General features: G+C 32.0%; 20 protein-coding genes. 14 read left to right on the top strand and 6 right to left on the bottom strand.

Annotation, left to right across the window (positions count from 1 at the left end; translation table 11 throughout):
* Window positions 1-15 precede the first annotated feature (15 nt).
* From dapA to ACWA1B_RS06880, 14 genes are all read left to right on the top strand, one after another.
* A complete protein-coding gene (gene dapA, locus ACWA1B_RS06945; RefSeq protein WP_456905387.1) occupies window positions 16-897 on the top strand; it encodes a 4-hydroxy-tetrahydrodipicolinate synthase in 882 nt (293 codons plus the stop codon).
* Window positions 898-1,032: 135 nt separating this feature from the next.
* Window positions 1,033-1,827 carry an outer membrane protein assembly factor BamD gene (locus ACWA1B_RS06940; protein ID WP_456905385.1) on the top strand — a complete coding sequence of 265 codons (795 nt, stop codon included), beginning with the start codon at window positions 1,033-1,035 and terminating at the stop codon, window positions 1,825-1,827.
* A gap of 8 nt (window positions 1,828-1,835) precedes the next feature.
* A complete protein-coding gene (locus ACWA1B_RS06935) occupies window positions 1,836-2,153 on the top strand; it encodes a DNA-directed RNA polymerase subunit omega (RefSeq protein WP_007807938.1) in 318 nt (105 codons plus the stop codon).
* A 10-nt stretch (window positions 2,154-2,163) separates the two neighbouring features.
* Window positions 2,164-3,375 (top strand): bifunctional phosphopantothenoylcysteine decarboxylase/phosphopantothenate--cysteine ligase CoaBC, encoded by a 1,212-nt coding sequence (gene coaBC / locus ACWA1B_RS06930; RefSeq protein WP_456905383.1) that lies wholly within the window; start codon window positions 2,164-2,166, stop codon window positions 3,373-3,375.
* Window positions 3,376-3,432: 57 nt separating this feature from the next.
* On the top strand, window positions 3,433-4,317 hold the full coding sequence (porD, locus tag ACWA1B_RS06925; RefSeq protein ID WP_456905381.1) for a type IX secretion system protein PorD: 885 nt from the start codon (window positions 3,433-3,435) through the stop codon (window positions 4,315-4,317).
* Window positions 4,318-4,377: 60 nt separating this feature from the next.
* Window positions 4,378-6,030 carry a DNA repair protein RecN gene (recN, locus tag ACWA1B_RS06920; protein ID WP_456905379.1) on the top strand — a complete coding sequence of 551 codons (1,653 nt, stop codon included), beginning with the start codon at window positions 4,378-4,380 and terminating at the stop codon, window positions 6,028-6,030.
* 103 nt (window positions 6,031-6,133) lie between these two features.
* Window positions 6,134-7,324: an enoyl-ACP reductase FabV gene (fabV, locus tag ACWA1B_RS06915; RefSeq protein WP_456905377.1), complete on the top strand. Its 1,191-nt coding sequence runs from the start codon at window positions 6,134-6,136 to the stop codon at window positions 7,322-7,324.
* A 124-nt stretch (window positions 7,325-7,448) separates the two neighbouring features.
* A complete protein-coding gene (locus tag ACWA1B_RS06910; protein ID WP_426485600.1) occupies window positions 7,449-8,447 on the top strand; it encodes a glycosyltransferase family 2 protein in 999 nt (332 codons plus the stop codon).
* A 1-nt stretch (window position 8,448) separates the two neighbouring features.
* Entirely contained in the window at window positions 8,449-9,045 is a 597-nt protein-coding gene (gene coaE, locus ACWA1B_RS06905; protein ID WP_456905375.1) for a dephospho-CoA kinase, read from the top strand.
* Window positions 9,046-9,104: 59 nt separating this feature from the next.
* A complete protein-coding gene (locus tag ACWA1B_RS06900; RefSeq protein WP_456905373.1) occupies window positions 9,105-10,691 on the top strand; it encodes a sensor histidine kinase in 1,587 nt (528 codons plus the stop codon).
* Window positions 10,692-10,694: 3 nt separating this feature from the next.
* The gene (locus ACWA1B_RS06895; RefSeq protein ID WP_035644935.1) at window positions 10,695-11,411 is read left to right on the top strand and encodes a response regulator transcription factor; all 717 of its coding nucleotides are present in this window, start codon (window positions 10,695-10,697) and stop codon (window positions 11,409-11,411) included.
* A 545-nt stretch (window positions 11,412-11,956) separates the two neighbouring features.
* A complete protein-coding gene (locus ACWA1B_RS06890; RefSeq protein WP_456905370.1) occupies window positions 11,957-13,348 on the top strand; it encodes an RtcB family protein in 1,392 nt (463 codons plus the stop codon).
* A gap of 13 nt (window positions 13,349-13,361) precedes the next feature.
* Window positions 13,362-14,051 (top strand): peptide chain release factor H, encoded by a 690-nt coding sequence (prfH, locus tag ACWA1B_RS06885; RefSeq protein ID WP_456905368.1) that lies wholly within the window; start codon window positions 13,362-13,364, stop codon window positions 14,049-14,051.
* A 75-nt stretch (window positions 14,052-14,126) separates the two neighbouring features.
* Window positions 14,127-14,651, top strand: a complete 525-nt coding sequence (locus ACWA1B_RS06880) for a tetratricopeptide repeat protein (protein ID WP_456905366.1) — start codon at window positions 14,127-14,129, stop codon at window positions 14,649-14,651.
* 74 nt (window positions 14,652-14,725) lie between these two features.
* Here ACWA1B_RS06880 and ACWA1B_RS06875 read toward each other — a convergent pair whose 3' ends face one another.
* The 6 genes from ACWA1B_RS06875 to ACWA1B_RS06850 form a co-directional block, all read right to left on the bottom strand.
* On the bottom strand, window positions 14,726-15,472 hold the full coding sequence (locus ACWA1B_RS06875) for an acyl-[acyl-carrier-protein] thioesterase (protein ID WP_456905364.1): 747 nt from the start codon (window positions 15,470-15,472) through the stop codon (window positions 14,726-14,728).
* A gap of 43 nt (window positions 15,473-15,515) precedes the next feature.
* On the bottom strand, window positions 15,516-16,109 hold the full coding sequence (locus ACWA1B_RS06870; RefSeq protein ID WP_456905362.1) for a hypothetical protein: 594 nt from the start codon (window positions 16,107-16,109) through the stop codon (window positions 15,516-15,518).
* Window positions 16,110-16,111: 2 nt separating this feature from the next.
* Window positions 16,112-16,789, bottom strand: coding sequence for a hypothetical protein (locus ACWA1B_RS06865; RefSeq protein WP_456905360.1), 678 nt, complete (start codon window positions 16,787-16,789; stop codon window positions 16,112-16,114).
* A 50-nt stretch (window positions 16,790-16,839) separates the two neighbouring features.
* Complete coding sequence (gene miaA, locus ACWA1B_RS06860; RefSeq protein WP_456905358.1) at window positions 16,840-17,763, bottom strand: tRNA (adenosine(37)-N6)-dimethylallyltransferase MiaA; 924 nt, start codon at window positions 17,761-17,763, stop codon at window positions 16,840-16,842.
* 153 nt (window positions 17,764-17,916) lie between these two features.
* Window positions 17,917-18,756 (bottom strand): ion transporter, encoded by an 840-nt coding sequence (locus ACWA1B_RS06855; RefSeq protein ID WP_456905356.1) that lies wholly within the window; start codon window positions 18,754-18,756, stop codon window positions 17,917-17,919.
* Between the two features lie 30 nt (window positions 18,757-18,786).
* Entirely contained in the window at window positions 18,787-20,148 is a 1,362-nt protein-coding gene (locus ACWA1B_RS06850; protein ID WP_456905354.1) for an exonuclease domain-containing protein, read from the bottom strand.
* Window positions 20,149-20,186 lie beyond the last annotated feature (38 nt).

Below are 20,186 nucleotides of genomic sequence, written 5' to 3'. Positions count from 1 at the left end.
AATATAAATTAAAATATGCAATCATTAATAGGAACTGGTGTTGCACTTGTAACTCCATTTAAAAAAGACTTTTCAGTTGATATCGAAGCTTTGCAGCGTATCGTTAATTTTTCGATTGACGGAGGAGTTGAATATCTTGTAGTTATGGGAACAACAGCAGAAAATGCTACCTTGACTCAAGCCGAAAAAGAGTTGGTTATCAATACAGTAATCGACGTAAATAAGGGAAGATTGCCTCTAGTTCTTGGAGTAGGAGGAAATAATACAATGCAAATTGTTGAAGAATTAAAAACAGGTGATTTTTCAGCGTTTGAAGCTATTCTTTCTGTTTCTCCTTATTATAATAAACCAACTCAGGAAGGAATTTATCAGCATTTCAAGGCAATTGCTGAGGCTTCTCCAATTCCAGTAATTTTATATAATGTTCCGGGAAGAACTTCTAGTAATATGCTTCCGTCAACAGTAATTCGTCTGGCTAATGATTTTAGTAATGTAGTTGCAATAAAAGAAGCAGCCGGAGATATGGCTCAGGCTTTGCAATTGATTAAAAATGCACCAAAAGATTTCTTGGTAATTTCTGGAGATGATATGATTGCTTTGCCGATTGTTTTAGCAGGTGGGGCAGGTGTAATTTCAGTAATTGGACAAGGTTATCCAAAAGAATTTTCTGAAATGATCCGCTTAGGACTGAACAGAAAAGTAAATGAAGCATTTAAAACACAATATTTTTTATCAGATTGTATCGATATGATTTTCGAGCAAGGAAATCCTGCCGGAATCAAGCAAGTTTTTCAAGCCCTTGGAATTGCTGACAATACAGTGCGTTTGCCTTTGATTTCTGTTGATGATTCTTTAGCAGCAAGATTAAATGATTTTGTAAAAAACAGCATTAAATAATTGTTAAAGTGTTAGTATTTTAAGATACTAAAAAATTATTTTGCAGTCGCTAAATTAATGACTAAATTTGCCACCGAAACTTCGGTGTGATTTAGCTTTGGCAATTGTCTGAGAAATCATAATAAAAGTAAGAAAATGAAAAAAATAGTATCATTATTAATTGTTGTTGCCCTTTTTTGTTCTTGTAGTGATTACCAAAAGGTATTAAAAAATGAAGATGTTGCAGCAAAATTTGAAATGGCAACAAAAATGTATGATGCAGGGAAATATTCAAAAGCAATTCGTCTTTTTGAGCAATTAGCGCCTTCATATAGAGGTAAGCCACAGGCTGAAAAGCTTTTTTATATGTTTTCACAATCTTATTATAAGACACATCAGTATTATTTAGCTGGTTATCAATTTGAAAGTTTCGTCTCGGGTTATCCTCGTAGCGAAAAAGTGCAGGAAGCTGCATTTTTAGGTGCATATAGTTATTCAAAATTATCTCCTGTTTACAGTTTAGACCAGGCAGATACTGTAAAAGCTTTAGAGAAATTACAAGCTTTTATTGATAACTATCCAAATTCTGAATATATAGCTCAGGCAAATGAAGCTGTAAAAGTTTTAAATGGAAAATTGGAGAAAAAAGCATATGAAAATGCTAAAGGATATAATACAATTTCAGATTATAAATCAGCTCTGGTTGCATTTGACAATTTTATTGCTGATTTCCCTGGAACGCCATTAAAAGAAGATGCACTGTTTTATAAATATGATTCAGCCTATAAATTGGCTATAAACAGTATTCCACAAAAAATGGAAGAACGTTTAAACGTTGCAAAAGTGGCTTACAATAACTTGATTAAGTTTAAAAGCGACACTAAATATAAAAAAGAGGCAGACGAAATGTATGCCCGAGTTGAAACAGATTTACAAAAATATACTAAATAAATAAAGTCATGGATTTAAAAAAGACGAATGCTCCTGTAAACACAATAACTTACAATAAAACAGTTATTGAAGAGCCAACAGGAAATGTGTATGAAGCAATTACCATTATGGCTAAAAGAGCAAATCAGATTAATTCTGAAATTAAAAAAGAATTAACTGAGAAATTAGAAGAGTTTGCGACTTACAATGATAGTCTTGAAGAAGTTTTTGAAAATAAAGAGCAAATTGAAGTTTCTAAATTTTACGAAAAATTACCAAAACCACACGCTTTAGCTGTTCAAGAATGGTTAGACGGTAAAACTTACCACAGAGGTTCAAACAAATAATATAGTATAAATGTCAGTTTTAAACGGGAAAAAAATTTTACTGGGAGTTTCTGGTGGAATTGCAGCCTATAAAACAGCCTCATTAGTACGACTTTTTATAAAAGCAGGTGCACATGTCCAAGTGATAATGACACCTGCTTCTAAGGATTTTGTAACTCCATTAACGTTATCTACGTTATCAAAAAATCCTGTACATTCCAGTTTCTTTAATGAAGATGATCAAGATGCTTTCTGGAACAATCACGTTGATTTAGCACTTTGGGCTGATTTCATGTTAATTGCTCCGGCAACTGCAAACACGTTGTCAAAAATGGCAACAGGAAATTGTGATAATCTGTTAATTGCCACTTATTTATCGGCTAAATGTCCTGTCTATTTTGCACCCGCAATGGATTTGGATATGTATAAACATCCTTCAACTTTATCTAGTTTTGCTGCTTTAAAACAATTTGGCAATATTATGATTCCTGCTGAAAGTGGTGAGCTGGCAAGTGGTTTGTCTGGTGAAGGCCGAATGGCTGAGCCTGAGAATATTGTAGCTTTTCTTGAAGCTGATTTGCAAAGTAAACTTCCGTTAGTAGGGAAAAAAATACTAATTACTGCTGGTCCAACATACGAAGCGATAGATCCTGTGCGTTTTATAGGAAATCATTCATCTGGAAAGATGGGTTTTGATATCGCAAATGAAGCTGCAAAATTAGGTGCTCAAGTAATTTTAGTTGCTGGTCCAACTCATTTTAAAGCAAAAAGCAGTTCTGTTAAAGTAATAAATGTAGTCTCAGCGCAGGAAATGTACGATGCATGTCATTTGCATTATAATGATGTAGATGTTGCTATTGCGGCGGCAGCTGTGGCAGATTACAAACCAAAAGTAGTGGCTTCGCAGAAAATTAAAAAAGCTGCGGAAGAATTTTCAATAGAACTTGAGAAAACAAAAGATATTTTAGCTTCATTAGGAGCAATAAAAAAAGAGCAGTTTTTAATTGGATTTGCTTTAGAAACTCAAAATGAAATTGAAAATGCCAAGCTGAAAATTCAGAAAAAAAACTTAGATTTGATAGTTCTTAATTCCTTACAGGATGAAGGCGCAGGTTTTAAAAAAGAAACCAATAAAGTTACTTTTATTGATAAAGATTTTAAAATTGAGCCAATGGAATTAAAATCAAAAGAGTCTGTTGCTGTTGATATTTTAAACAAAGTGATTTTGCATTTTACGAAATAATAGCTTTTTAAAAATAAAGTATCAACATCAATTTTACATCAACACAAATCTTTTTTTATGAATAAAGCAGTTACATTTTTAATGTTTTTAATTTTTGGCTTTACTCAGGCGCAACAGTTAAATTGTATCGTAACGATTAATACTGAAAGATTGCCAAATCCCAATCAGCAGGTTTTTAAAACGCTTCAGACTTCATTGTCAGAATTTGTAAATAAAACAGATTGGACAGGCTCAGTTTTAAAACAAAATGAGCGTATAAACTGCTCGATGTATATTACATTGTCTTCAAACAGTTCAGATCAGTTTACTGGAACTATTCAGGTTCAATCTTCTCGATTAATTTTTAATTCGACATATTCTTCTCCGGTACTAAATTATAATGATAAAGATTTTAATTTTAGGTATACTGAATATGAACCTTTGCTTTTTAATCCAACTACTTTTGAATCAAATCTAGTTTCTGTTGTTTCTTTTTACAGCTACTTGATTTTAGGAATGGATGCTGATACATTTCAATTGGGAGCCGGAAACCAATATCTTCAAACAGCGCAAAATATTGCAAATGTTGCCCAGCAAGGCGGTTTTAAAGGTTGGAGCCAGGCTGACGGAATTCAAAATCGTTATTATTTAATAACAGATATGATTTCACCAATGTATAGTGATTTGCGCCAAGCTACTTTTATGTATCATTCTGGATTAGATACAATGAGTGATGATTTAAAAGGAGCAAAGGAAAAAATAAAAGCATCTTTAATGTTGATTGGAAGATTCAATAGTGTTAAACCAAATGCCTTTTTGACAAGAGTCTTCTTTGATGCAAAATCAGATGAGATTACTTCGATTTTTTCAGGCGGTCCAAGTATTACGGTTACAGATTTAACCGATGTTCTCAATAAAGTTTCGCCATTGAATAGTACAAAATGGTCGCAAATTAAGTTTTAGTTGGTTTTTTAGTCTTACTTTTACTTTCTACAATAACTTTTATATCCTCAAATTTATTTTATGATTACTTCGCTGTCGATTAAAAATTATGCTTTGATTGAAAAACTCTCTATTGATTTTTCAAAAGGATTTTCAATAATTACAGGTGAAACAGGAGCTGGGAAATCTATTATTTTAGGAGCTTTAGGACTAGTTTTAGGAAAAAGAGCCGATTTGACTTCTTTAAAGAATAAAGAAGAAAAATGTATAATTGAAGCTCAGTTTGAAATTTCAAAATATAACTTAAAGGAGTTTTTCGAAGCAAATGATTTGGATTATGAAGATGAAACAATCATTCGACGTGAAATTTTGCCTTCAGGAAAATCCCGCGCTTTTATAAATGATAGTCCCGTAAATCTTCAGGAATTGCAAGATTTAAGTCTGTTTTTAATTGATATCCACTCACAACAACAAACTCAGGAATTATCTGACGAAAGTGTTCAGTTTAAAATAATTGATGCCATTGCAAATAATGGTGATGTTATTTTGGGTTATCAAAAATTGCTTAAAACATACAAATCAGATAAATCGAAATTGAATGCTTTATTAAAAAAACAAAGCGATTCAGGAAAAGAGCAAGAATATAATACGTATTTATTAAATGAATTAGTTTCAGCTAAATTAAAATCAGGTGAACAAGAAGAACTTGAAGCAGATTTTGAAAAGTTGAATAATGTTGAAATTATAAAGGAGTCTATTGATAAATCCCTTGCAATTGCAAATGAAGAGCAATTCGGTTTGTTGCATAATTTAAATGAAGTGAAAATTTCGCTTCAAAAAATAGCGCCATTTTCTGTTGAATATCAGGGTTTGTTTGAAAGAATTTCAAGTTTGGCAATTGAGTTTGATGATGTTTCGAAAGAACTTCAGAATTGTTCGGAGAAATTATTGAACGATCCGGCACAATTAGAATTGATTAGCCAAAAACTGCAATTGATTTATAATCTTCAAAAGAAACATCAGGTCTCTTCAGTTGATGAATTGATTCAAATCGAAGCTGAATTGAGTAATACAGTTTTAGAATTAGGTAATATTGAAGAAGAAATAGCTTCATTATCAAAAATAATTGAGCAGAAAGTAATTGAATTAGATGCTTTTTCTAAAACAATTAATCAAAATAGAGCAAATGCAATTCCAGTTTTATCTAATAAATTGATTTCTATTTTAGAAACTTTAGGAATGCCAAATGTGCGTTTTAATATAGAACTTTTATCATCAGAAACGTATTTCTCAAATGGTAAAGACGAACTGCAGTTTTTGTTTTCGGCAAATAAAGGAACTGATTTCGGATTGCTTAAAAAAGTTGCTTCAGGCGGTGAAATGTCTCGTATTATGCTGGCTGTAAAAGCAATTTTGGCACAATATTCAAAGCTTCCAACATTAATTTTTGATGAAATTGATACAGGAGTTTCTGGTGAAATCGCTATTAGAATGGGGGAAATCATGAAAGAAATGAGTACAACGATGCAGATTTTTGCAATAACGCATTTACCTCAAATTGCGGCAAAAGGAGATTCTCATTTTAAAGTTTTCAAATCAACAGTAGATGACGATACTCAATCTGAATTAAAGCTTCTGTCTCAGGACGAAAGAGTTATCGAAATTGCTCAAATGTTATCGGGTGCAGTTGTTTCTGATTCGGCTTTAAATCATGCGAAGGCCTTGTTGAACTAAAGAAATACTTTATATTTGTCATCTAAAAACGAATTAAACAAAGCTAAAATAAGTTAATCAATTGCCTTAAATTGGCAATTGCTATAACGAAAAACAAGAAAATATGATTATAGAACCTAGAATGAGAGGCTTTATTTGCTTGACAGCACATCCAGATGGTGCCGAGCAAAATGTTAAAAATCAAATAGAATATGTAAAATCAAAAGGATCAATTGCTGGTGCTAAAAAAGTATTGGTTATTGGAGCTTCAACAGGTTTCGGATTGGCTTCAAGAATCACAAGTGCTTTTGGATCTGATGCATCAACGATTGGAGTGTTTTTTGAAAAACCACCAGTTGAAGGAAAAACGGCTTCTCCAGGTTGGTACAATTCTGCAGCATTTGAAAAAGAAGCTCATAAAGCAGGTTTATATGCAAAAAGTATCAACGGAGATGCTTTTTCAAACGAAATTAAAAGAGAAACGCTTGATTTAATTAAAGCTGATTTAGGACAAGTTGATCTTGTAATTTACAGTTTAGCTTCTCCAGTGCGTACAAACCCTAATACAGGAGTTACGCATCGTTCAGTTTTAAAGCCAATTGGACAAACATTTACAAATAAAACAGTCGACTTTCATACAGGAAAAGTTTCTGAGGTTTCAATTGCTCCGGCAAATGAAGAAGATATTGAGAATACAGTTGCTGTTATGGGAGGTGAAGACTGGGCAATGTGGATTGATGCTTTAAAAGCAGAAAATTTATTAGCTGATGGCGCTACTACAGTTGCATATTCATACATCGGACCTGCATTGACTGAGGCGGTTTACCGTAAGGGAACAATTGGACGTGCAAAAGATCATTTAGAAGCTACTGCATTTACTATTACTGACAGCTTACAATCTATTGGAGGAAAAGCTTATGTTTCAGTAAATAAAGCATTGGTAACCCAGGCTAGTTCTGCAATTCCGGTAATTCCATTGTATATTTCTCTTTTATATAAAATTATGAAAGAAGAAGGAATTCACGAAGGTTGTATCGAGCAGATTCAACGTTTATTCCAAGACAGATTATATAACGGTTCTGAAGTTCCTGTTGATGAAAAAGGAAGAATCAGAATTGATGACTGGGAAATGAGAGATGATGTTCAGGAAAAAGTGGCTAAACTTTGGTTGGAAGCTACAACTGAAACGCTGCCAGAAATTGGTGATTTAGCTGGATACAGAAATGATTTCTTAAACTTATTCGGATTTGAATTTGCTGGAGTTGATTATAAGGCTGAAGCAAATGAAGTAGTTGATATTGAAAGTATCAAATAAGGATATTGAAAAATATAAAATCAAAACCATCAATCAAAAGTTGATGGTTTTTTTATGAATATAGCCTATCTTTGTTAAAATTTTGAAATTTAAAAAATTGCCATTCTAATACCGCATTCCCGTTATGATTTTTTCTTTAATTATACCCGTGTATAATCGTCCAGATGAAGTTGATGAACTTTTAGAAAGTCTTGCAAAATCTGATTATAATGAACCTTTTGAAATTGTTCTTGTTGAAGACGGTTCTTCTATTCCGTGTAAGGATGTTGTGATGAATTATCAGGGAAAATTGAACATCTCCTATTATTTTAAAGAGAATTCAGGTCCCGGTGATTCGAGAAATTTCGGAATGCAGAAAGCGCGAGGTGATTATTTTATCATTTTTGACTCAGACTGTATTATTCCTTCAAATTATTTAACCGAGGTCAGAAAAGCATTAGATAAAGAATATGTAGATTGCTTTGGTGGTCCAGATAAAGCATTAGACAGTTTTTCAAGTATTCAAAAGGCAATTAATTTTGCGATGACATCATTCTTGACAACTGGCGGTATTCGCGGTGGTTCTGAAAAAATTAATAAGTTTCAGCCAAGAAGTTTCAATATGGGAATTTCTAAAAAAGCCTTCTTAATTTCAAAAGGTTTTGGTAACATTCACCCAGGAGAAGATCCTGATTTATCAATTCGTTTATGGAATTTAGGTTTTGAAACTCGTTTGTTTTCAGAAGCTTATGTTTATCATAAGCGTAGAATTGATTGGGAAAAATTTTCTGTTCAAGTTCATAAATTTGGAATCGCACGCCCAATACTAAATAGTTGGTATCCAGAGCATAATAAGTTGACTTTCTTCTTTCCTACATTCTTTCTATTTGGATTATTATTAGCTTTTTTATTGTTAATTTTCAATATTGATATTTTATTACAATTATATTTTGTATATTTCGTTATTATTTTTCTTACAGCAAGTATTCAAAATAAAAGCATTAAAATTGGTTATCTTTCTGTAATAGCAGTATGGAAACAATTTTATGGCTATGGAACGGGATTCTTAGAATCATTTATAAAAATTATTCTTTTAAAGAAAAAACCACAAGAAGCGTTTCCACGTATGTTTTTTAAAATATAAAATGACAAAAGTTATTGGCTTAACAGGTGGAATAGGAAGCGGTAAGACAACTGTTGCAAACTATTTCAAAGAAATGGGGGTTCCGGTTTATATTGCCGATGACGGTGCAAGGGCAGTAATGCAGTCTGATGCGGTCATAAAAGAAATAAAAGAAACATTTGGCGAAGCCCTTTTTGAAAATGATATTTTAAATCGCGCCAAGTTAGCTGATATTGTATTTAATAATGCTGATAAGTTAGCTCAACTCAATGCCATTGTACATCCCGCAGTAAAAAAAGATTTTGAACTGTGGCTTTTAAATCACAGAGATAAGGAATATGTAATTTATGAAGCTGCAATATTATTTGAAAGTGGCCGATATAAGGATTGTGATAGCATAATTACGGTCACTGCCCCAGAAGAAATTAGAATTGAGAGAGTCTTAAAACGCGATAATACCACGCGGGAACAAGTTCTAAGCAGAATACAAATGCAATGGAAAGATGAAGATCGTATTTCCAAGAGTAATTTTGTTATTAATAACGTAAATCTTAAAATTGCTAGAGAAGAAGTTGTTAAAATTCTTAAAATTTTAAATATTAAACAAAATCAGTCTTAAATGTTAATATTTGGTTAATGTATTATTTAGTATATTGTTAAAATATTAATTTTGTTTCGATGAATAAATTATTTTTTAGAATACTTGTTTTGCTTATGAGTTTGTCCTTAATAGGGATAATTCTGGTTCAGGTATTTTGGTTCAATTCTTCGTTCAAAAACAATGACGAACAATTTAAATACCACGTTACCCAAGTAATTGGTAATGTTGCTGATAAACTTGAGCAGCAAGAAGAGTATAGTTTTTATGACAAATATAATCGTATAAAAGACAGCACTGGTAAAATTCCTAAAAAAGAGGATTTACTAGAGGTTTTATATGTTCAGAGAAATACAAAAACAAATAAAACGATTGTATATTCAAATACACTTACTTCTGAAGATTATGATATTAGTGGCTCACTTTTTGATAAAAAATTCAGTAGTGAGCGATTTAAAAATTTTAGCTCAAAACGTGTAACTGAAGTTTATAACAACAATAATAGAATTGATAATAATTCTCTAGGACAAACGATCATTCCAGATTTAAAAATTGAAAAATCGGGGAGTTTAGATATATTAAATAAAGTACAGCAACAAATTCAATACAAAGATATTGCTTCGTTGACTCCTATAGAAGGCAGAATAACAAAAGACAAACTTTATAAACTTTTAAAGAAAGAATTAGAAGAATATGGAGTTAAAACAAAATTTGAATTTGGTGTTCTTAATAGTGGGCTGCCAACAAAAGTAAAATCTGATGGTTTTCATTATGATAAAGATTTAAGTTATCATGTGCCGATATATACAGATAATGAAGGAAATAGCAAGTATGACTTGTTCCTGACTTTTCCGAATAAAAAGAAATTTTTGCTGTCAGAATTATTAAGCATTACAATATTATCGATTGTTTTTACGCTTATTATAATAATTGCATACACAAGTGCATTGAACCAATTGTTGCGTCAAAAGCATATTTCTGAAATCAAAACTGATTTTATAAATAACATGACGCATGAGTTCAAAACTCCGATTGCAACTATAAATTTAGCACTCGATGCAATAAAAAGCCCGAAGGTTATTGAAGACAAAGAAAAAGTGTATCGTTATCTTCAAATGATCAGGGATGAAAATAAGAGAATGCATGCTCAGGTTGAAAACGTTCTTCGTATTTCTAAACTAGAAAAAAGAGAATTAGATATTACAAAAGAACCAACTGCAATTCATGATATTATTGATGATGCAATTGAACATGTAAATTTGATTTTAGAAGATAGAAATGGAACGGTGGTTAAGCATTTAAACGCTTCTAGAACAACTTGTCTGGTTAATGAAGTTCATTTTACGAATGTTTTGGTTAATATTTTAGAAAACGCAATTAAATATTCGCCAGATACTCCCGAAATTGAAATTTTTACAGAAAATGTGAAGGACATGATTCTGATAAAAGTAAAAGATAATGGTCTTGGTATGAGTAAAGTAGCTCAAAAACGAGTTTTTGAAAAGTTTTACAGAGAACATACAGGAGACTTACATAATGTAAAAGGACACGGTTTGGGTCTTGCTTATGTAAAAAGAATTGTGGAAGACCACAATGGTCAAGTATATGTAGAAAGCGAAAAAGGAAAAGGTAGCACCTTTATAATAAAAATACCATTAATAAATTAAAATATGGAAAATAATAACAAAAGAATACTTTTAGTAGAAGATGACCTAAATTTTGGGGCAGTTCTTAAAGATTATCTAATGTTAAATGACTTTGAAGTTACTTTAGCTAAAAACGGTATGGAAGGTTTCGAAAAATTCAAGAAAGATGTATATGATTTATGTATTCTTGACGTAATGATGCCTTATAAAGATGGTTATACTTTAGCCAAAGAAATTAGAGAGAAAAACAGCGAAGTGCCAATTATTTTCTTGACAGCAAAGTCTATGAAAGAGGATGTTTTGAAAGGATATAAAGCTGGCGCTGACGATTATTTAAACAAACCTTTTGATTCAGAGGTTTTATTAATGAAAATTAAAGCGATCATTCAGAGAAAATCTGCAGATAATAAAGCAGAACAAGTTCAATTTGAATTCAATATTGGAAAATTCCATTTAAATTCAAAACTTAGATTCTTGACTTTCCAGGATGAAGAGCCAATTAAATTGTCTCCTAAAGAAAATGAATTGCTTAAAATGTTAATTCTTCATGAAAATGATTTAATGCCAAGAGAATTAGCTTTAACTAAAATTTGGAGAGATGACAACTACTTTACTTCAAGAAGTATGGATGTTTACATCGCTAAATTGAGAAAATACCTTAAATCTGATGAAGATGTAGAAATCTTGAACATTCACGGAGAAGGATTCAGATTAGTTGTAAAAAGCAAAGTTACTGAATAGAAAATTCACCAAAAATATATAAAGCTCTGAGAAATCAGGGCTTTTTTTGTGCTTAAAAGAGAAAAACTTAATTTTGTTTTTCGAATAATATTTGTTTTTTAATCCATTGATATTTAGTTGTTTGGTTTTTATTTTTTGTAAGTTAAAAAATGAGAAAAAAATTATTTTGATGAATTTTCTTTAAAATAATTTGGAAAATCACAAAAGTATTCTGAATCTTTGCCTACGAAAAAAATAATAACCTTTTAAAAACGAAGAAAAATGTTTGTACTTACATCGACATCACAAAGCTTCACACCAAACAGATTTGGTGCAGCAATTCTTCGTGGCTTATTTCAATCTTAGAAATACATTTTTAGATATATAAAAAAGCCCGAAGACATTTAGTTTCGGGCTTTTTTTATTCTAGACACTTCAAAATTTTCCCGAAAAAAGATTTAAGAATTTATCCTAACAGGATAGAAGTTACCGCGCATCATTATTTCATTTTGAACTTTAACATGATATTCATTGATGTGCCCAAAATAAAAATTATTTAAAAATTTATGGGAAATAAATTATCTGGAAAAGACCTGATTAAATTAGGTTTTCCAAAGAACAATTCAATAAACATAGCCTTAGGGCAAATAAACAGATATAGAAAAAGAGAAAAAAAGGAATCCATTCTTACAGAGGCAAAAGATGTTTTGTTGAATCCTGAAAAATACGAAGGAAACGGAACATGGGGAAAAGTTGCAGAAGGTTTGATTAAACCAGTTCAGGTAAGAATGCATCAGCTTAAAACAACCAGAGCACCTTTTATAATTTTTGGTGAAAATGAAATTGATCAGCAAGCAAAATTTCAATTGTATGATTCTTTGAAGTTACCGATTTCAGTTGCCGGAGCATTAATGCCAGACGCGCATTCAGGTTACGGATTGCCAATTGGAGGGGTTTTAGCGACAAATAATGCCGTGATTCCATACGGAGTTGGAGTTGATATTGGATGTCGAATGAGCCTTTCAATTTTTGATTTACCGGCTTCTCATTTCAAAGGAAAAGAACATCAATTAGAAGCAATTTTGAAAGACAATACAAAATTTGGAATGTATGAAACGCATGCTTCAAGAGTAGATCATGAAGTATTTTATAAAAGTGAATTTCAGGATATTCCGTTGCTAAAGAATCTTTTACCAAAAGCTTATAAACAATTAGGAAGTTCCGGCGGAGGGAATCATTTTGTAGAATTTGGAATCGCTAAAATAGAAAATCCAGAGAATGAATGGAAATTGGCGAAAGGCGAATATTTTGCTGTTCTTTCGCATAGTGGATCTCGTGGTTTGGGTGCAAATATTGCAAAGCATTATACGTATTTAGCAACAAAACAATGTCCGTTGCCTAAAAATGTGCAACATTTGGCTTGGCTGGATTTGAATACACATGATGGTCAGGAATATTGGCTAGCTATGAATTTGGCTGGAGAATATGCAAAAGCCTGCCACGATGATATTCACGGACGAATTGCGAAAGCGATTGGAAAAAGAGTAGTGGTAACTATTGAAAATCATCACAATTTCGCTTGGAAAGAAATGGTAAACGGTCAGGAATGTATTGTTCACAGAAAAGGTGCAACTCCAGCAGCAAAAGGTCAATTAGGAATTATTCCGGGTTCGATGACAGCACCAGGTTACATTGTAAAAGGTAAAGGAAACGCAGAAAGTCTAAATTCTGCTTCGCATGGAGCAGGACGTTTGTTTTCAAGAGCTAAATGCAAAAGTACTTTTACGCAAAGCGAAATCAAAAAGGTTTTGAAAGCTAATGATGTAACCTTGATTGGAGGAAATATTGATGAAGCTCCGATGGCGTACAAAGACATTACCAAAGTAATGGCAAATCAAACTGATTTGGTTGAAGTTCTGGGGACTTTTACACCGAAGATTGTTAGAATGGACCGCTAAAATGGCATTTAAAATGGAAAGAATAATTCAGATAACAGCGGGTCGCGGACCTGCAGAATGTACATGGGTCGTTGCCCAAGTGCTTAAAAAAGTTTTGGAAGAAGCACAAGGTCAGAATTTAGAAACTGTTTTGTTGCAGCGTGAAGCAGGGCAGGAAAATGGAACGGTTGAAACAGCATCGATTTCTGTAAAAGGAAAAAATGCCGATCAGTTTGTAAATTCCTGGATTGGAACTATTCAATGGATTGGCCAAAGTCAATTTAGGAAAATGCACAAGCGCAAAAACTGGTTTATTGGAATCTTTGAAATCGAACAACAGAAAAATAACTTGTTTTCTGAAAACGATATTCAATATCAGGCAATGCGAAGCTCGGGAGCAGGAGGGCAGCATGTAAACAAAGTAAGTTCTGCTATTCGAGCAACTCATATTCCAACAGGAATTGCCGTTGTCGCAATGGACAGTCGGTCTCAGCACCAAAACAAGAAACTGGCAACAGAAAGATTAATAAAAAAACTAGAAGACGAGAAATTGTTACAGCTTAAAAGTCATGTGGTAAAACAATGGGAAAATCAGCTTAATATTGAGCGAGGAAATCCTGTGAGAGTTTTTACTGGAAGTGATTTTAAAAAGAATAAAGTGGAGAAAAGTTACAAAGGAACTCGTCAGAAATTAAAGAACGATTTACGAAATGAGCATAATTAAAAATTTGGTCGCAAAAAACGATGATGATATACGAATTATATGTGACCAAAAAAACAATAAATATAGACACATAAAATGAAAACAATTGAAAAATACCTTTTTCAAGCATTGGATAATTATCCTTATTCACTTGAAGAAACTATAGAATCTTTGGATTATGCTTTTTCTTATGATGATAAAAACACGATGGTTTTGTGTTTGCACGGAAGAATTCAGGCAGAACAATTATTGAATTACGAAGAAGCGAAATCTTATTTTCAGCAAGCTTTAGCCATTAATATTCATGCGTTGGAAGTATATCCGCATTATTTGCAGACTTTAATTTTGAATGAAGATTATGAAGAAGCTCAAAAATTAATCGATTTTGCTTTGACGATAAAAGGGATTAATAAATCTGATATTTATATAAAAAAAGCGATTATCTATGAAGCTCAGCAAGAGTTTAAAAAGGGATTAAAAGAAATTAAAAATGCAAAACTTCATACTTTGCAATTCTCTTTTGAGTGTAATATAACTGACGTTGAGAAAAGAATTAAAAGCAAAATAGAGGTACTAAAGAAAAAAAAATCTAAGAAAGATTCTAAAAAGAAATCGAAATGATTTGATAAAGTAAAAAACGATGCAATTTGCATCGTTTTTTTTATTAATTACAATTTCTTGAATGAAGTTGCAGTTTATTTCCAATGCAATTCTAAAGCAAAACAATTTTTATCTCCTTTTGTGATGCTAAATGTAGTTGCAGTTTTATTGTCATTATCACTTTCGTGAATAACAACCTCATCATTTAGAGAAAGCTCTTTTAGGAAATTCATTTCAAAACTTTTAACTTCTTGTTTTAGAATTCTTTTTGCATTAACATGATCCAGACACCATTCTAAATATTTCACATTATTAGCATGATTGACAATGTCTAAATCTGATAAATAAACCGTTTTTTCAAAAACCGATTCTTTTTCAGGATTAATATTTATTTTAGAGAAACCTTCGGTAGTAGCTCTGTTTTCAGGAAAAAGCTCAAAATGTTCGTAAGGTAAAGCTAAAGCTTCCGGACGACGTGCTTTTGTATTAAAAACGGCCCAATACGTTTCACTTCCAACAATTTTTTCTCCATTTACATACATTTCAAGCGCACGCACAGATCTGGAATTTTCAAGACTATTAATCCATGTTTTTACTGTAACTACATCTTGCCATTTTGGTAAAGCTGTAATTTCGACGCGCATTCTGCTTAAAACCCAAGCCTGATCAAATTCCTGCATATCAGTAAAACTGATTCCGCCAACTTCTGAATGTGCTGCAGCTGTAAGTTGTAAAAGATTACACAAATCGGTATATTTTAAATAACCAGTTGGTGTACATTGCGTGAAATTGATTTCCCAGTCTTTACTTAAAACTGATGTGAAATTTGGAGATATTGGCATGGGATGGTATTCTTTTAATTTTTGTATTTAAAGAAATACAAAATTAATGAATTTTTATTCCAAAATTAAATTGAAATAGCTCTGTATTATCATAGAATGATACAAACTCGGGAGAAGTATTGATGTCCAGGTTTGATTTTAGATAGCAAAAACCAAAATATAACGAAAATCTTTTGGCAAGCTGATAATCTGTATTTAATCCAACTCGAATGTTGTTTCCAGTTTGATTTCCAAAACTTCTGCCGTCAGATTTAAATTTGAGTTTTGCACCTCCATAACCGAAATAAGGTTCGAAGTTGAGTTTATCTGTTATTTTGATTTCATAAGAAACATCGCCGTAAAGAGTATGAAATTCGGAAGATTTAATATTTCCTGCCATGGAAATATCAGTTGTGGAATACGGAATAAAATCGTAACCTGCTCCTAATTTAAAATTATGAATTCTTAAAAAGCTGAAATTTGTTCCAATTCCCAAGTGACTTTCATTAGCTTTCGCTAGAAAATTATTGCCAAAAGTAGAAGGGATTATAAGATTTACGCGAATGTCGTGATTAAATTGAACTAAATTTTTGTTTTCAGTTTCCTGACTGTATGAAAATTGAAGAAGGAATAAAAAGAATAGAACTTTTAATTTCATAATTAATAAGTTAAAAGATGGATTACTTTTTCAGAATTGATTGGAATATTAGTTTCGTGATTAGTTGTAACCATTTTTGTAGGATCTGAGTAATCTGCAATCGTATAACTTAAATGTACATTCTGATTTTTAACAACATAAAAATTTGTTTCAAGATAATGATTTTCATTTTTATAATTTAAATCGATAAAATCTTTTGATAGAACTCCTTGAACATCAAGCGCTGTGACTATTTTATTAGTTGATGTTTTGTTTAACTGTATTTCAAGCTGTGTAATTTCATCATTCTTATATAAAGTTATTTGATTGAGATCTAATTTATAATTGATGAAATTTTTCTTCAAAGTCGATATGCTTTTATATTGATATCCCATAGTAGAATAATCATCTGCAAAATTATAACCATTCAGCTCAGTTATTATAGCAATTTCCTCGCCTTTTGGTGCAGGAAAAGCCATGAGAAATTTTCCTTCCGAATCAGTTTTGGTGTAACTTATTAAATCACTTGGAGTATAAGTTCCATCGGAAAAATTATTTATTTCAATTCTTTTATTCGGAATTGGATTACTGTTTCGATCAACCAGTTGTCCCTGAACTACAAGTCTTGTTCCTCCATCGTATTGGATTTCAAAAGAATAACATGTAAAAAGAATAAAAAATAGAAATAGAATTTTTCTCATTTAGAACAGATTTAGGTAAGTCTAAATATATATAAAATTGTTTAAGAAAATTACGCTTTCAATTTTAAATTTATGTAATCAAATATTATTTGTCTGTCAGTGTTGTAATCGAACCATCTGGTATCTTCGTTTCGTTTGAACCAGGTTAATTGTCTTTTGGAGAATCTTCTTGTGTTTTTTTTGATTTCTTCAATTGCGAAAGGCAAAGTGAATTCTCCATCTAAATGACTAAATAATTCTCTGTAACCAACAGTTTGAAGTGCATTTAATTCTTTGTTAGAGTATAGGGACTTGGCTTCTTCTAATAATCCCATATTCATCATAATATCTACACGCTGATTGATTCTATCGTAGATAATGTTTCTGTCAGCATCTAAACCAATTAAAATAGGAGTGAAGTTTCTGTTGTTTTTCTTTAGATTTAAGAATGAAGAATAGGGTTTTTGTGAGCCAATACAAACTTCTACAAAACGCATCATTCGTTGTGGATTTTGTAAAGTCTGTGGATTTTCGATCGTTATTTTTTGATAATAATCTGGATCAAGAAGCTGCAATTGTTCCTGAAGATATATGATGCCGAATTTCTCATAGTTCGAATTTACTTCGGTACGAATTTCCGGAGCGATTTCTGGAAATTCATCAAAACCTTTTAAAACGGCATCAACATACAAACCTGATCCGCCAATTAGAATGGCAAAATCGTTATTTTGATATAACTCTTCCAGTTTTAAAAGTGCTTCTTTTTCGTAATCGCCAACCGTATAATTTTCAAAAATGGATTTATTTTGAATGAAATGATGTGATGCTGCATTTAATTCTTCCTGACTTGGAACAGCAGTCCCAATTGTCATTTCTTTAAAAAACTGACGACTGTCGCAGGAAATTATTTCGCATTTAAAATGTTGTGCCAAAGCAATACTTAAGGCTGTTTTGCCTATAGCTGTTGGTCCGACAATGGTTATTAGGTATTTCATATTTTTTAGCCCAGATGGAAATGGAAACCCCGGACTTATATTTGTTAGTTTTTTTTGGTGTAAAAGAGCGACCAACGGAAGCTCCTTTTATACCTTAAAAAAACAACAAATATAAGGAGGAGTTGTAATGTACAGCTGGATTGGCTTCATAAATTAATTATTAGGCAATTCTGTTCCGCATTGATAGCAATATTTTGCATTATCAAAATGGATTTGAGATTGACATTTTTTGCATGTTTTTTTGCTATTAACTGCATTGTTTTTTAGACTGCTTTTTGCAAATTCAGCTGTTACAATTCCTGTAGGAACTGCAATTATTCCGTAACCTAAAATCATCACAAATGCAGCAATAAATTGACCTAAAGGAGTTTGCGGAGAAATATCGCCATAACCGACAGTGGTTAAGGTAACAATTGTCCAATAAATTCCCATTGGAATACTTGTAAATCCTGATTCTTTTCCCTCGACCAAGTACATTAGAGAACCAATAATTATAGTGCTGATTAAAACGAAGTAGATAAAAACCAGAATTTTCTCTTTGCTGGCCTCAATAGCTTCTTTTAATTGTAAGGATTGATGATTGATTTGCGGAATGTGCAAAATTTTGAATAATCGAAGAAAACGAAGCGCTCTTACGATTGATAAAATACTTGCGCCAGGAAAAAATATGGACAAATACATTGGTAGTACGGCAAGTAAATCAATGATTCCGTAGAAACTGATAATGTATTTTACTGGTTTTTGAATGGAGATAATTCTAAGAATATATTCAATAGTGAAAAATACCGTAATTATCCATTCACAAATTAGCAATTGGTCGTGATATTTGGAGCTAATTCCCTGCACGGTATCGAGCATTATTAAAAGAACACTCAACAAAATCAAACCTAAAAGAATTAAATCGAACATTCTTCCTAAAATGGTATCTGTGCCATAAAGGATAATTTTGATTTTTTCTCTAAAGATTTCGTATTGTGATTTTTGCTTTTTCATATCTTTAAAGATAATGAAAGTATTGCTTTTTTAAAAATGCATTATTTTCAATGACTTGCTTTTGCGGATATAGCTCTGAATAATATTTTTTACATCTCGATTGTGTTGCATTGGGATCAGAATGTTTTTAAGGATATCAATATTGGTGATTTGATAATTTAAATCGTAATAAGCATAGCCTTGATAGATTCCGTTTTCGATTAAAATAGCGCTTCTTTCGTTTATATTTCGTCCACGGTCAATCAAAATCATGCTTTTATTTTCAAAACTATTATCAGAAATGAATTGTTGTACGCGTAAATTATAAACTTCAGGAGTTACTTCGCCAATGCAGGCACCATCGCATTCTTTGATTTTGTATTGGAAACATTCCTTTTTCGTGATGTATAAACCGGTTAATTTTTGGCACAAATGGTATTTTGATGTATATCTAAAAAGTGCATTTTTTCCTTCCTGTAAATTCACATACGAAGTAATTTCCTTTTTTCGGCCATCAGCTCTTTCAAGTTTTAAGTTAAGATAGCCGTTTGCATCTTTTTCAGCATAAAGAGCATACTGAAAAATTGTTTTTCGTTGGGCACGATTGTGTCTAGGTCTGTTTACTTTTATTTCCTCGCTTTCTTTTAAAAGCGCAATTAATTCGCTTCCGGTCTCATCATATGTTATCGTAAAAACTTCAGCCTGAATTTTTTTACTTTTGGTTGTGATTCCGGTAAAATGCTGATTGATTCTTTTTTTGATGTTTTGGCTTTTGCCAATATAAATCAAAGTCCCACCTTCGTTATAAATATAATAAACGCCTGTTTTAGTTGGCATTTGGTTTAAGAGATCTAATAATTTTGGAGCAATTCCTTTTTCGATTTCTAACTTTATAAAATCTTTTACGATGGTTTTTTCGATATCTTTTTCCAGAAGCATTTTGAACAACTTTGTAGTTGCCATAGCGTCTCCGCTGGCACGATGTCTATCTGCCATTGGAATTCCTAATGCGCGGACTAATTTTCCTAAGCTGTAAGAAGGTTGTTCTGGTATTAGTTTTTTTGCTAATTCGACTGTACAGAGCGTTTTGGCTTCAAAATCATAACCTAAACGTCTGAATTCTGTGCGAAGGATTCTGTAGTCGAAAGATGCATTATGAGCGACAATAACGCAGTCGGAAGTAATTTCAATTATACGTTTTGCAACTTCGTAAAACTTTGGTGCAGACTGCAACATAGCATTGTTGATTCCGGTCAGTTTTACTACAAAAGGCTGAATCGGAATTTCGGGATTGACAAGGCTGATGAATTGGTCAACTACTTCATGCCCGTCAAATTTGTAAATGGCGATTTCAGTAATTCCCTCTTCATTAAATTGTCCTCCAGTGGTTTCTATGTCTAATATCGCGTACAAATTCAGTAATCATTTCAGTTTTTAGTATTCAGTAAATC

The sequence above is a fragment of the Flavobacterium xizangense genome (assembly GCF_054075145.1).
The sequence above is the reverse complement of the archived record's forward strand: the minus strand, read 5'-3'. Positions and strand labels throughout refer to the sequence as shown.